This is a genomic window from Flavobacterium ginsengisoli (assembly GCF_029625315.1).
Lineage (GTDB): Bacteria > Bacteroidota > Bacteroidia > Flavobacteriales > Flavobacteriaceae > Flavobacterium > Flavobacterium ginsengisoli.
Map to the genome: position 1 here is coordinate 1,131,661 of NZ_CP121110.1, position 13,478 is coordinate 1,145,138.

Genomic DNA, 13,478 nt, shown 5'->3' on the forward strand with positions numbered 1-13,478 from the left:
AGTTTTGCTTAGTATTTATAATAAATTCAAAAATTAAGATTTTAAATTCACCGTAACTTTATCTATTTTACCTTGAAATTTAAACGGCACTTCATAATCTCTGATTACAGGAGTTCCAAAATCTTCGCCAACATCTAATGTTTCGTCTGATGAAAATCTTTTTGGAACAGTTTGAGGAATATCTCCTTTTGCGACTTCTTTGCCATCTACCAATATGGTTACTTTGGCGACTTTACCTGCTCCGCCGCCAGCATAATCAAAATTCATAACAAGGGTATGTTTACCTGCTGTTAAAGGAGTTGGAGATTGTATGGTCCATTTATGATCTGGATAATGAGAAAAAGCGTATGTGAAAGTTGGTTTTCCTTTTAAAAGCATGAATGCGGTTCCTCCAAAATAACCTCCTTGTGTAATAATCATTCCTTCATCACCAGATTTCACTTCAATATCTGCTTTTATGCTGTAGGAAGTATTTTTCATATTTGGAGCCATACCTTCTGTAATACGAGATGTTCCTTCATGAAAAACAAATTCATTTCTTCCTTTATTAAAATTAGGTCTGTTTTCGGGATTAAGCCTTTCAATGTATCGATCATCTAACGGATAAACTTCGTATTTAGAAGCTTCTTTATTAAATACATCCTGTAATTCTTTTAATTTCTGCGGATTTTTAGCCGCAATATCATTAGTTTGAGAAAAATCGGCATTTAGATTATAAAGTTCCCATTTATAATCATTTACAGGATCTTTTGATGCAGGATGATTTCCTTCCCATGGCAGTATTTTTGGCGTTGTGCTGGCAATCCAGCCGTCTTTGTAAATTGCTCTGTTTCCTATAATTTCAAAATATTGTGTAGAATGCTTTTCTGGAGCTTTTGCATTATCAAAAGTATATTCGATGCTTGTTCCTGCCATAGGCTCTTGTACAAAACCGTCAACACTTTTTGGAACTGGAAGACTCGCTGCTTCCAAAATTGTAGGCACTATATCTGTAATATGAGTAAACTGACTGCGAATTTGTCCTGTCTGTTTAATTTTTGCAGGCCATGAAATAACCATTCCTGTACGGCTACCGCCTAAATGTGAAGCAATTTTTTTATCCCACTGATAAGGTGTGTTCATTGCATGTGCCCAACTTTGCGAATAATGTTCAGCCATCCAAGGACCTCCAAAATCGTCTAAGTTTTTTAGCATAAATTCTTCTGTGTCTACTTCACCATTAACCATAATTCCTATTTCGCTGGTAAGCCCATGACCAGTAGGATCTTCAGCACTGGCTCCGTTATCACCCATAATATAAATGATTAAAGTATTATCAAGTTCACCCATATCTTTTATGGACTGGATCACTCTTCCTATCTGATAATCGCTGTAAGCTAATTGAGCTGGCATAAACCTCCATTTCTCTTGCGACAATTTTTTTCATATTCGGGCTTAAGGCATCCCATTTTTGATATTCACTTGGCGTTGGTGCCAGTTTTGCATCTTTTGGTATGATTCCCATTGCTTTTTGTTTTTCAAAGGTCATCTGGCGTTGTTTTTTCAAAACCATAATCAAATTTGCCTTTAAACTTTTCAATCCATTCTTTTGGTGCCTGATGCGGAGCGTGAGCTGTTCCGGGCGTGTAATAAACAAAGAAAGGTTTATTTGGTGATACTGATTTTTGAGTCTGAATCCAATTAATTGCTTTGTTGGCTAAATCTTTGTCCAAAATATAGTTTTCGTCTACTTTTCCATCAACAATATAAGGATCTACAGGTTTTGTATTCTCCATAAGAGCAGGTCTAAACTGGTGCGCATCAGCTCCTAAAAAACCATAGAAATATTCAAATCCTAAACCAGTAGGCCATAAATTGAATGGTCCTGCTGGACTGGTCTGCCAATCTGGAACATTATGGTTTTTACCAAACCATGAAGTTCCGTAACCATTATCGGTCAGGATTTTTCCAATTGATGCCACACTTCTCGGCACTAAACTATTGTATCCCGGATATGGTGTAGAAAACTCCATAATAATACCTGTTGCTGCCGTATGATGATTTCTTCCTGTAATTAAAGCCGCTCTTGAAGATGAACAGACTGCTGTGGTGTGAAAACGATTATAAGTTAACCCATTTTTTGCTAAATTATCGAAGACGGGAGTTGGTACCGGACCTCCAAAAGTAGAAGTTGCACCATAACCTACATCATCAATCATAATTAGTAAAACATTTGGCGCTCCATTGGGAGCACTAATTTCTTTTGGCCATTCGATTGGATCAGAATCTTTAATGGTTGGTGCAATTTTGCCAACTTTCTGATAAGGCTCAATTGGCAGTACTGTTCTGTCTGGCCATGAATTTGACTGCTGCGCATTGACTACATTCATTGAAATTAGAAAAGCCAGTCCGATAAATTTATACTTAGATTCCATACTTAATTTTTTTAGTGGCACTATAAAATTATGTATGAAAAACGGAATTGATTAAAATATACATTATCAAACTTGTTGCAAGTTATAATTTGCAACAAATTTATAAATCAAAGAGATAGCGATTAAAAATATAAAAACAGAAAACTCCTTGTATATATGCAGTTTTCTGTTTTTAGACTTACTAAATAATTTTATGAATATTACTCAGCACCTGGCTTTTTAAGACCAATATCTTTCATTGGATATTTTTGATAAGTAGCAAGATGTGTAGCGATTAATTGCATGACGCCAGGAATTCCCCACTCAAAAAAACGATGTCCTGTACTTAATTGTTCTTTTGGATCTGTGTACAAATTATATACCCAAGGACTCATACCAACTCCTTCAATTGTAGATTGGTCAATGTTTTTTCTAAGTCCCGAAGTGTTAAAAACATTCATGTGCATTTTGTATTCCTGCCAGCGTACAGCCATGAATTTAGTTTCTGAATACATAAAAACAGCATTTCGATTCGACACTCCTTTGTCTGACAGAAAAAACGATAACTGATCTACTCCATCAATATAATTGGATGAAGGAATTTTATCTAAAACTCCTGTTGCTGAAAGAGAAGTATTGAACATATCGCAAATATCAAATAATCCATCGCTTATGCGTCCCGGAGCTATCATACCTTTCCAATAAGCAATTCCCGGTACTCGCACTCCGCCTTCCCAAGTTGTTCCTTTTCCTCCTCTAAACGGAGTATAACCGCTATCTGGCCAAACATCCTCATTTGGTCCATTATCTGAAGTAATGAAAACTAATGTGTTTTCATCTATTTTTAAGTCTTGCAAAAGTTTCATTAATCGGCCAACAATATCATCAACTTCTACTACAGCGTCTTTATATGGAAAAGCTGCTGGACTTTTTCCTTTATAACCTTCAGATACGTAATTGTCATTGTGCACTTTAGAAAAAGAATGAATCAAATAAAAAGGTTTATCTTCTTTAACCGAACGTCTGATGAAATCTTCACTGTAATTAGCAAAAACTTGATCTACTTTTGATAGCTCTTCAATAGTAGAAATTGGTCGCACAATTTTATTTTCGCCACCTTTTTTACCTGTTAAGATATTCTGATCAACCAGTTTTTTCATTGTCGCCAATCGTTCTGGCTTATTGATCAAATCAGGGTAAATCCATTCGTTGACAAACTGCGCATATTCTGACTGAACAGAACCAAAACCAAGCCATTCATCATAACCAACATCGTTAGGAAGACTTCCTTTGCTTTCGCCTAAATGCCATTTTCCTGAAAGAGCGGTTTTATAACCATTTTGTGAAAGTAATTTTGCAGTTGTATTTTCAGAAGTCCATGGATTTACTTTAGGATTTTCACCTGTTAAAGTTGGTCGTGTCAATCCTGATCTTGCTGGGATTCTTCCGGTCATAATCGCGGCACGACTTGGCGTACAAGTTGGTCGCGAATATGTTGATGTAAGTCACAAACCTTCGTGAGATACTTTGTCAATATTAGGAGTTGGCGCACCAATAGCAACACCTCCGCCATAAACACCAATATCTCCGTAACCCATATCATCAATAAGAATAATCAAGATATTAGGTTTCTTTTTCAACTTGCTCATTTTGTCCTTCATCTCTTTGTCCTGATCAGGATGCGGAATTGCTGGTTCTAAATAATCTTTTACTTTAACCGTTGGATTAAAATAGTTTTGCTGCGCGCTCATTTCGGTTACAAAAGCTAAGGCTGCTAATAGAACAATATATTTTTTCATAATAATTTATTTAAACTAAAATTCTTAATTCACAATTCACCATTTACAATTCATTATTATTTCAAGTCTATGTCAACTTTGTCAATAATTCCGGTAAACCTGAATGGAAGCTTGTACGAATTTGCAACTGGAGATCCTGTATCTTCACCAATTCCGAAAGTATCGATTCCGAAGCGAGCTGCGACAGTTTTATCAATTCGACCTTCGCCGACTAATTTATCATTGATATACAGTTTTCCAGTGCCACCTTTTCCAGTTCCGCCGCCATCATAAGCGAAATCAAATCTTACGGTGCTTTTTCCAATCGGAAGTGATTCTTTCGAGGTAATGACGTAACGAGCATCATCAAAATAATTATAATGGTAAACCAATTTTCCGTTTTGAACATACAAAGCAAATCCCGCCGAACTTCCGCCAGAGGCCACAATAATACCACTGTCTGATTTTGATTTCAGCTCAATTTCTGCCGTAATGCTGTGCGATTTGTTTTTAGTGTTTGGAGAAGCTGTTTCTGCCAATCTAGTCGCTCCTGCATAAAAAGTAAAATGTTTACGTTTAGGATCTGATGGCGTTGGTTTTGGCGAAATTAATCTTCCCGTACCTCTATCATCCAACGGATAAACGTTATATTTTTTGGCTTCTTCATCAAAAATGGCTTTCAATTCTTTAAGCTTTTCTGGATATTTTTTAGCTAAATCAACCGATTCGCTATAATCTTCATCAATATTATAAAGTTCCCATTTGTCTTTGTCCCAGTTTCCTGGTGCATAATCCTGTCTCCACGGAAAAGTATGCTTGCGTTGCCGCTACCCAACCGTTGTCATAAATCGCGCGGTTGCTAAAGACTTCAAAATATTGTCTGGTTCTAACGGGTTTAGCATTTTTATCTGTAAAAGTTGATAGGAAAGAAACCCCGTCCATAGGTTTTTGCTCTACGCCGTCTACTGTTTTTGGTGCTGGCAAATGAGAAGCATCTAGAACCGTTGGAAGTACATCGATCAAATGTACAAACTGACTGCGCATACCACCTTTATCTTTTATCACTTTTGGCCAGCTAACCACCATAGGATTTCGGCTTCCGCCAAAGTGAGAAGCTACTTGTTTTACCCACTGAAAAGGAGCATTTCCTGCCCAAGCCCATCCTACAGGATAATGTGGCTCGGTATTAGGCCCTCCAATTTCGTCAAGATGTTTTAAGTTATCTGCCAAAGGAGTTGAAATACCGCTTAATGCTTTTATTTCATTAACCGTTCCCTCCATTCCTCCTTCAGAACTTGCGCCGTTATCTCCAACAATATAAAATATTAAGGTATTGTCGGCATCTGGAAGTTTGCTTATGGCTTCTAAAAGTCGTCCCGTTTCATGATCTGCAAACGAAAGATATCCTGCATAATTCTCCATCAAACGTGCAAACAGTTTTTTCTGATCTGCCGAAAGTTTATCCCAAGGTGTAACCCAGTCTGGTCTTGGAGTAAGTTTAGTTCCAGGCGGAATAATTCCCATTTTCAGCTGACGTTCGTAAGTTTCCTGTCTCACAACATCCCAGCCTTTATCAAACTGACCTTTAAATTTGTCACGCCATTCTTTTGGCGCATGATGTGGCGCATGTGCAGCTCCTGGAGCAAAATACATCATAACCGGTTTCTGAGGTGCAACCGATTTACTGTATTCTAACCAATTAATGGCTCTATCGGTCATATCGGTCATAAAATGATAACCTTGTTCTGGAGTTTTATCTGGTTCTACCGCTTTAGTATTTTCAAAAAGAACTGGATAATATTGATGTGTTTCACCGCCAATAAATCCGTAAAAATAATCGAATCCTAAACCTGTTGGCCAACGATCAAATGGCCCAGCAATACTACTTTCCCAATCTGGCGTATTGTGGTTTTTGCCAAACCAGCTTGTACTATATCCGTTTCCTTTTAAAATTCTTCCAGATGTTGCCGTAGTTTTCGGAATCATACAATTGTAACTTGGATATCCTGTTGCCCATTCGGCCAAGAATCCTGAACCTGCATTGTGGTGATTTCTTCCGGTCAACAAAGCAGCACGCGAAGGTCCGCAGATTGCTGTGGTATGAAAACGGTTATATTTTAAACCGTTTGTCTGCCAATTTATCTAATTCTGGTGTTGGAACCGGTCCTCCAAATGTACTTACCTGTCCAAATCCAACATCGTCTAAAAGAATGATAATCACATTTGGTACTCCTTGCGGAGGTGTAACCAATTTTGGCCATTCTTCTTTGGAGTCTTTGTAGGTTTCTCCAATTTTTCCGCCAAAAGGAGGTTCTGGAATTGGCAGTATTGTTCGATCTAGTTCTCCCGAATCGGTTTTTTCTGTTACAGAATCGGTTTTCTGGGATTGATTGCGGCTGAAGAGAAATACAGCTAAAATGAAGAGCAGTTTTGGGCTAATAAACGGTTTCATATTACGGGATTTTGTTATTCGTAATAAATTTACAAACATGGGTTTTACAAAATCTCTTCATGATGTTGCAGATTATAATTTGAAACAAAGTTTTTTAAAACAAACTGCAGAAAAATCATTTTTCTAAATATTGTTTGTTAAAATTCTATTATAAAATGAAGCTGTGCCTTATCTTTGAAATTGTTGTTTTTTTAAATGACTCTTACGGTCTTTTCAGACTTATTTTTAAATCTCAGCTTGAAAGCTAATGCCATCATTCTTAATGCTTAAGAAAAAACTTTTACAAATTGAAGCCCTGCTGATTGTAGGAAGAAAAAAACTATCTCCAAAGCAATTCATATTTTTAGCTAGTGTTTTGGTAGGCATTTCTTCTGCATTTGCTGTTATACTTTTAAAATCTTTTGCCCACTCGGTTTACCTGTCTGCTTCGTATATTAACAGTATTCTAAAACTAAGCTTTATTAATTCTTTACTGCCTATAATTGGGATCATGCTTACGGTTTTAGTGGTAAAAAAAGTATTAGGAGGCACTATTGAAAAAGGAACTTCCCAGATTTTATATTTAGTGGCGCGTAAAGCCAGCATCGTACCTAAAAAACAGATGTATGCACAGATTATTACAAGTTCTCTTACCGTCGGACTTGGAGGATCTGCCGGACTAGAAAGTCCGATTGTTGTGACTGGTGCTGCATTTGGATCTAACTTTGCCCAACAGTTTAGATTAAGTTATAAGGACAGGACGCTTCTCCTTGGTTGCGGAGTTGCTTGCAGGAATTGCCGCAGCATTTAATGCACCAATTGCAGGAGTTTTATTTGCCGTAGAAGTCCTTTTGGTTGATGTGACCATTTCTGCCTTTACTCCTATTATGATTGCTGCTGCCACAGGCGCTCTAGTATCCACAATTGTACTTAATGAAGATATTCTGCTTACTTTTCGAGGACAGCAGACATTTGATTATTATAATATTCCCTTCTATATTCTCTTAGGCTTATTCACTGCCTTTCTTTCGGTATATTATTCACGAAATTTCCTAAAGACCGAGCATTATTTTGCAGGACTTAAATTAGGCATTTATAAAAAAGCTTTTGCAGGTGCTCTAGTTCTTGGGCTTCTTATTTTTATATTTCCGACTTTATTTGGTGAAGGGTATGAAAGCATTAAGACTCTTGCCGACACCAATCCGGGAGAACTGCTAAAAAACACTCTTTTTAAGGATTTTAGTGATAATGAGTGGATTCTTCTCTGCTTTGTGGGTTTATCAATGATGCTCAAAGCTTTTGCATCAGGCATCACGCTTGGCAGCGGCGGAAACGGAGGAAATTTTGCGCCATCACTTTTTCTGGGATCTTATGCAGGCTATTTTTTTCTAAGTTTTTAAATCTTACCGGACTAACAGATCTTCCAGTTAGCAACTTTGCAATTGTAGGCATGGCAGGAATACTGAGCGGACTTTTTCATGCACCTCTTACTGCCATTTTCCTTATAGCTGAGATCACTGGAGGATATGCATTGATTATTCCTCTTATGATTGTAGCCTCTATAAGTTTTGCTATCTCAAAACGTTTTGAAAGACACTCTCTTGATGTAAAAGGACTTGTAAAAAAAGGGAATGTATTTACCAGCAATAAGGACACAAACATTCTTTGGACTTTGAAAATGGAATCTATTCTGCATCCAGATCCTAAAACCCTTTCTCCTGATGAAAACATGGAAGATTTACGAAATGTAATAAAAACTTCTGATCAGGGAATGTTTGCCGTTACGGTTGAAGAAAAACTTGTAGGAGTGATTTATTTTAGTGACATCAAAGAAATTATTTTCAATCAGATCGATGTTACTGTCAAAGAGCTCATGACTGCTCCTTGCGAAATAATTTCGTATACCGACAGTATGGAAACAGTAATGCAGAAACTTGAAAAAAGCAGTAAAAATTATCTGCCAGTAATCAAAGATGATCTTTATTATGGCTATATAGATAAAGGTGGCGCTTTAGAAGCTTATCGAAATCAGCTTAAGTCAATGATTTTTGAATAACGTTATAAACTATTCATAAAGTATTGATTCAAAGAATATGAAATATTCTGCTTGCCTTCATCAAAAGTCTCCCAGTTCATTTCTATTATATTTCTTGCCAGATTTTTAAGATCTCTATAATTACTTGGCTTGACAGCATAAAAATCTGCTCCATGTTCAAATGCTTTTTCAATGCTAGACCTCTCATTGTCGGTTGAATAAATAATGATCTTTATTTTCATACCCGATCCGACTTCTTTCCTGATTGCTTCGATGTAGTGAAATCCCTCTACACCTGGCATACTAGTATTGAGAAAAATAAAATCAGGGAGAATCTCCGACAATCTAGACAATCGATCTGCAAGCTGATCCTTGCCGCCAATTTCTAAAATCTCAAATGGCTGATTTAAAGTTAATAATGCTTCATGTAGCAGCATTCGGTCATCTTCGTCATGGTCAGCAATGCATATAATCTTTTTTGAATTTTGAGACTCAGGCATTATTTTTAGTTTGTCAGGCAAACATAAAACTATAATCTAAGAATCTGCAGCCGTTTATATTTCTATAATCCTTTGTAAATCTTTAAAAAATGGAATTACATCCGTTATCCGGTTAATAGTATTTAAAGGTACCCATACTATTATTAGAAAACAATGTCGTTTTACAATTTCCATCTTTAAAATGGGAATTATGTAATTATAGCATAAGAATTTACGCTCAAAAAAAATAAATCTGAATGATGTAAATTTTTATGTCTATCAAAAACTAAAATCCCATTTCTAACAAATGTTTTTTCTATGATCAGCTACCAAGTGAGAAAAAAAACTCATACCAAAGTTTAAATTTCTTCATGTATTATACATACTTTTGAAATACCTGTCCAGTAGCAGTATGTCCCCTCTTTTAGACCCTTCATTAGATCTGAAAATTGTTTTTCTAAATTTATTTCTTTATCAATAATAGTTATAAGTATCTGAACTTTTCTTCTTAATTCAGTTTTCTCTATTTGTTCTTTGGTTTGAGATTCAGGATAAATTTCTGAAAAATAAGCTTGCTTATTTATTGAGTCAATTTGAATATTAAACGATAAACTGTCACCGTCAAGAAAACCGATAGAATGACAATCTAAATCTTCATTGCATTTTTTTAAAGTTTCAATTCCTGCGTTTTTTAAATCAAGCATTAGTTTTTTAACTAGTACATTATCAAAACTGGTTTTGTTTATAATTTCTTTCCTTTTTCTCAATACTTTTCTCGTAAGTTTAGTTTCTAAAAAGCCTTCTACAAATCCATTTTGGTATTCAATTAATTTTATAGTTTGTGGCTTACCACAAAACGAAATTTCATATGATCGCCTTATATCTAAATTTTGAGAAAAAGTCTGCTGAAATATTAAAAATAGTAATATCGATATTTTTTTCATAGTTTCTAATTTTTAATCCTCAAGTACAAAAAATACTTGAGGATTTCTATGTAAACTACTGCTTAGTAAGCATCAAACCGTCTTTAGGAAAAGTTAGTTCTGCGGTTTTAAACCCAGGACAGTCATCGTTTGAAATCATGATTTTATCAGGCTCATAGCCAAATGACATTGATGTCTTTGCTGTATTTTTTATACGAATAAATACTGTTCCCGCATTTCCACATATTGCATTTTTACCAGCAAAATCCAATGCGTAAACAGACAAATCTTTACCAAAATAAGAACCCGTAATAATGTAAGGACTACTATCTGGTAGGCTCTGCGTATTTTCTAAAATTGTGCCATTTGATGATGTAATTAAATATCGAATTCTTAATTCATCAAAAGTTACTTTATCATAAGTATAAGTGTATTTAGTTATGAAAAGAGTATAAGTTTTACCACCATAACTTCCTTTCCAAGTACCTATGTATTTGCCAAATAAATTACTTAGATCTTTTAGGTAGGTATTGTCAGGGATGCCATTTCCAGCTCTTCTATAATCAATTGCTTTTTCTACTGGTACAATGTTTTGTGCTTTACAGGATATTACTGAAAGTAGTACGAATCCTAATAGAAATATTTTTTTCATAGTCACAATTTTTTAATCCTCAAGTACAAAAAATACTTGAGGATTTTAGATATCAACTATTGTTTGGTCAGCTTTAAACCATCTTTAGGAAATGTTAATTCTGCGACTTTAAATCCTGGACAAGAATCTTCTGAAATCATAATTTTATCTGGCTCAAAACCAAATGATAAAATGTTTTTTGCTGAATCATCTATATGAATAAAGACTGTACCCGCATTTCCACATTGTGACTTTTTTCCAGAAAAATTAAGAGCGTAAGCCGTTAAATCTTTACTAAAATAAGAACCTTTTACTACGTAAGGATTAGTATCGGGCATATTTTGAGTATTTTCTAATACAGTGCCATTGCTAGATGTGATTAAATAACGGATTAATAATCGATCACGAGTCACTGTTTCAAATTTAGAAGTTGTTTTTGTGATATAAAAAGTGTAATTTTTTCCACCGTAACTACCTTTCCAAGTCCCTGTATATTTTGCCAGCAAATTATTCACATCTTTTAAGTAAGTATTATCTGGAATGCCTTCTCCAGCCCTTCTATAGTCGATTGCTTTTTCAACTGGCACTATGGTTTGTGCTTTGCAGGATATTATAGAAAATAATATTAGTCCTAGTAAAAATATATTTTTCATCTTTATTTTAATTACAGTTAGTTGTTGTTACTTTTCCTTTGCTATCTAAGGTTTTTTTTGAATTTCCAGAAGCATCAATTTTATAAAGCTCAATTCCATTGATTCCTATTTTTTCGCTTAAAAATTTTAAAAAACCTTTTTCAAGACCATTATTGTCTATTATTTCTTTGTAGGTATCATCAAGGGCAGTATCATCCCAGTTGATGCTGTTGGCTTTGATACTTACATTGTTTATATTCCCAGTAAATCTTAATTGATAAATTGCTGAACTTGAAACCATTGCCCCCCGCTAGCGCGAGCGTCTCGCTCGTGACACTAAAGTTATGCACGAGCGAGACGCTCGCGCCAGCAAGGGAGAAAAAAAACTCTTACCAAAGTTTAAATTTCTTCATGTATTATACATACTTTTGAAATACCTGTCCAGTAGCAGTATGTCCCCTCTTTTAGACCCTTTATTAGATCTGAAAATTGTTTTTCTAAATTTATTTCTTTATCAATAATAGTTATAAGTATCTGAACTTTTCTTCTTAATTCGGTTTTCTCTATTTGTTCTTTGGTTTGAGATTCAGGATAAATTTCTGAAAAATAAGCTTGCTTATTTATTGAGTCAATTTGAATATTAAACGATAAACTGTCACCGTCAAGAAAACCGATAGAATGACAATCTAAATCTTCATTGCATTTTTTTAAAGTTTCAATTCCTGCGTTTTTTAAATCAAGCATTAGTTTTTTAACTAGTACATTATCAAAACTGGTTTTGTTTATAATTTCTTTCCTTTTTCTCAATACTTTTCTCGTAAGTTTAGTTTCTAAAAAGCCTTCTACAAATCCATTTTGGTATTCAATTAATTTTATAGTTTGTGGCTTACCACAAAACGAAATTTCATATGATCGCCTTATATCTAAATTTTGAGAAAAAGTCTGCTGAAATATTAAAAATAGTAATATCGATATTTTTTTCATAGTTTCTAATTTTTAATCCTCAAGTACAAAAAATACTTGAGGATTTTTATGTAAACTACTGCTTAGTAAGCATCAAACCGTCTTTAGGAAAAGTTAGTTCTGCGGTTTTAAACCCAGGGCAATCATCGTTTGAAATCATGATTTTATCAGGCTCATAACCAAATGACATTGATGTATTAACTGTGTTTTTTATACGAATGAACACTGTTCCCGCATTTCCACATATTGCATTTTTACCAGCAAAATCTAATGCGTATGTTGTTAAATCTTTACTGAAATAAGAGCCTTCAGTAATAAAGGGACTATTGTCTGGTATGCTTCTAGTATCATCTAATACAATGCCATTGCTAGAAGTGATCAAATACCGAATCAATAGCATGTCACGAGTAACTTGGTAAAATTTGGAAGTAGTTTTACTAATATATAAAGTGTAATTTTTCCCTCCATACGATCCTTTCCAAGTGCCCGTGTATTTTGCTAGCAGGTTATTCACATCTTTTAAATAAGTATTGTCTGGAATACCTCCAGCTCTTCTATAGTCAATTGCTTTTTCTACTGGTACAATAGTTTGTGCTTTGCAGGATATTATAGAAAATAGTATTAGTCCTAGTAAAAATATATTTTTCATCTTTATTTTAATTACAGTTAGTTGTTGTTACTTTTCCATTATTATTTAGTGATCTTTTTGAATTTCCAGAGGAATCTATTTTATACAGTTCAATTCCACTGATTCCTATCTGTTCATTTAAAAACTTTAAGAATCCCTCTTCTAAACTATTACTGTTTTTCATTATTTTTTTATAAGGAATATCTAAAATAGTCCAATTTATGTTGTTAGCCTTCATGCTCACATTATTTATGTTTCCTGTAAATCTTAGCTGATAAATTGCTGAACTTGAAACCATTGTTCCGTAAGTATCACTTATTGGAATGCCATATCTATTGGCATTTAGAATTAAAATTACAAACATTTTCACATCGTAAGGAGAAAATATTTTTATAGGTTCTACTGGCTCTATGTCTCCATTTGCTTTTACCTTATCGTAAGTGTCTAAATGATTGTGCAAGTAGCCTACTGTATTGGCATCAGGCTTAAAATCTATTTTGTCCGCACCATCTGTACTAGAAGCTCCAGTTAGTGCTGTAAAAGGGCCATTCTTACTTTGCATATACCCTGTTTCTACTTTTAAGT

16 protein-coding genes and 1 pseudogene are annotated in these 13,478 nt (G+C 34.7%); 1 reads left to right on the forward strand and 16 read right to left on the reverse strand.

Features of this window, described 5'->3' with window-relative positions; all coding sequences use genetic code 11:
- Positions 1-33: 33 nt before the first annotated feature.
- The 8 genes from P5P87_RS05100 to P5P87_RS05135 form a co-directional block, all read right to left on the reverse strand.
- The gene (locus tag P5P87_RS05100; RefSeq protein ID WP_278021783.1) at positions 34-1,392 is read right to left on the reverse strand and encodes a sulfatase-like hydrolase/transferase; all 1,359 of its coding nucleotides are present in this window, start codon (positions 1,390-1,392) and stop codon (positions 34-36) included.
- Positions 1,322-1,546, reverse strand: coding sequence for a hypothetical protein (locus P5P87_RS05105; RefSeq protein ID WP_278022852.1), 225 nt, complete (start codon positions 1,544-1,546; stop codon positions 1,322-1,324). The genes P5P87_RS05100 and P5P87_RS05105 overlap by 71 nt, the downstream gene beginning before the upstream one ends.
- Positions 1,518-2,414, reverse strand: coding sequence for a sulfatase-like hydrolase/transferase (locus P5P87_RS05110; protein WP_278021784.1), 897 nt, complete (start codon positions 2,412-2,414; stop codon positions 1,518-1,520). The genes P5P87_RS05105 and P5P87_RS05110 overlap by 29 nt, the downstream gene beginning before the upstream one ends.
- A 200-nt stretch (positions 2,415-2,614) precedes the next feature.
- Entirely contained in the window at positions 2,615-3,847 is a 1,233-nt protein-coding gene (locus tag P5P87_RS25810; RefSeq protein ID WP_340696649.1) for a sulfatase-like hydrolase/transferase, read from the reverse strand.
- A gap of 51 nt (positions 3,848-3,898) precedes the next feature.
- Positions 3,899-4,192, reverse strand: a complete 294-nt coding sequence (locus P5P87_RS25815) for a hypothetical protein (protein ID WP_340696650.1) — start codon at positions 4,190-4,192, stop codon at positions 3,899-3,901.
- A gap of 56 nt (positions 4,193-4,248) precedes the next feature.
- Positions 4,249-4,854, reverse strand: coding sequence for a LamG domain-containing protein (locus tag P5P87_RS05125; protein ID WP_278021785.1), 606 nt, complete (start codon positions 4,852-4,854; stop codon positions 4,249-4,251).
- Between the two features lie 64 nt (positions 4,855-4,918).
- Complete coding sequence (locus tag P5P87_RS05130) at positions 4,919-6,313, reverse strand: arylsulfatase (RefSeq protein ID WP_340696686.1); 1,395 nt, start codon at positions 6,311-6,313, stop codon at positions 4,919-4,921.
- Positions 6,282-6,623: a sulfatase-like hydrolase/transferase gene (locus P5P87_RS05135; RefSeq protein ID WP_278021786.1), complete on the reverse strand. Its 342-nt coding sequence runs from the start codon at positions 6,621-6,623 to the stop codon at positions 6,282-6,284. The genes P5P87_RS05130 and P5P87_RS05135 overlap by 32 nt, the downstream gene beginning before the upstream one ends.
- A gap of 262 nt (positions 6,624-6,885) precedes the next feature.
- Between P5P87_RS05135 and P5P87_RS05140 the strand changes: the two are divergent.
- Positions 6,886-8,658 (forward strand): annotated as a pseudogene (locus P5P87_RS05140) (chloride channel protein).
- Between the two features lie 2 nt (positions 8,659-8,660).
- Here P5P87_RS05140 and P5P87_RS05145 read toward each other — a convergent pair.
- The 8 genes from P5P87_RS05145 to P5P87_RS05180 form a co-directional block, all read right to left on the reverse strand.
- Positions 8,661-9,137, reverse strand: coding sequence for a response regulator (locus P5P87_RS05145; protein WP_278021787.1), 477 nt, complete (start codon positions 9,135-9,137; stop codon positions 8,661-8,663).
- Between the two features lie 338 nt (positions 9,138-9,475).
- Positions 9,476-10,060, reverse strand: a complete 585-nt coding sequence (locus P5P87_RS05150; RefSeq protein WP_278021788.1) for a hypothetical protein — start codon at positions 10,058-10,060, stop codon at positions 9,476-9,478.
- A gap of 55 nt (positions 10,061-10,115) precedes the next feature.
- Positions 10,116-10,691 carry a DUF6705 family protein gene (locus P5P87_RS05155; RefSeq protein WP_278021789.1) on the reverse strand — a complete coding sequence of 192 codons (576 nt, stop codon included), beginning with the start codon at positions 10,689-10,691 and terminating at the stop codon, positions 10,116-10,118.
- 56 nt (positions 10,692-10,747) lie between these two features.
- A complete protein-coding gene (locus tag P5P87_RS05160) occupies positions 10,748-11,323 on the reverse strand; it encodes a DUF6705 family protein (RefSeq protein WP_278021790.1) in 576 nt (191 codons plus the stop codon).
- A gap of 7 nt (positions 11,324-11,330) precedes the next feature.
- Complete coding sequence (locus tag P5P87_RS05165) at positions 11,331-11,603, reverse strand: hypothetical protein (RefSeq protein WP_278021791.1); 273 nt, start codon at positions 11,601-11,603, stop codon at positions 11,331-11,333.
- A gap of 98 nt (positions 11,604-11,701) precedes the next feature.
- Positions 11,702-12,286, reverse strand: a complete 585-nt coding sequence (locus P5P87_RS05170) for a hypothetical protein (protein WP_278021792.1) — start codon at positions 12,284-12,286, stop codon at positions 11,702-11,704.
- A gap of 55 nt (positions 12,287-12,341) precedes the next feature.
- Positions 12,342-12,914 carry a DUF6705 family protein gene (locus P5P87_RS05175; RefSeq protein ID WP_278021793.1) on the reverse strand — a complete coding sequence of 191 codons (573 nt, stop codon included), beginning with the start codon at positions 12,912-12,914 and terminating at the stop codon, positions 12,342-12,344.
- A gap of 7 nt (positions 12,915-12,921) precedes the next feature.
- Positions 12,922-13,455, reverse strand: a complete 534-nt coding sequence (locus P5P87_RS05180) for a hypothetical protein (RefSeq protein ID WP_278021794.1) — start codon at positions 13,453-13,455, stop codon at positions 12,922-12,924.
- Positions 13,456-13,478 lie beyond the last annotated feature (23 nt).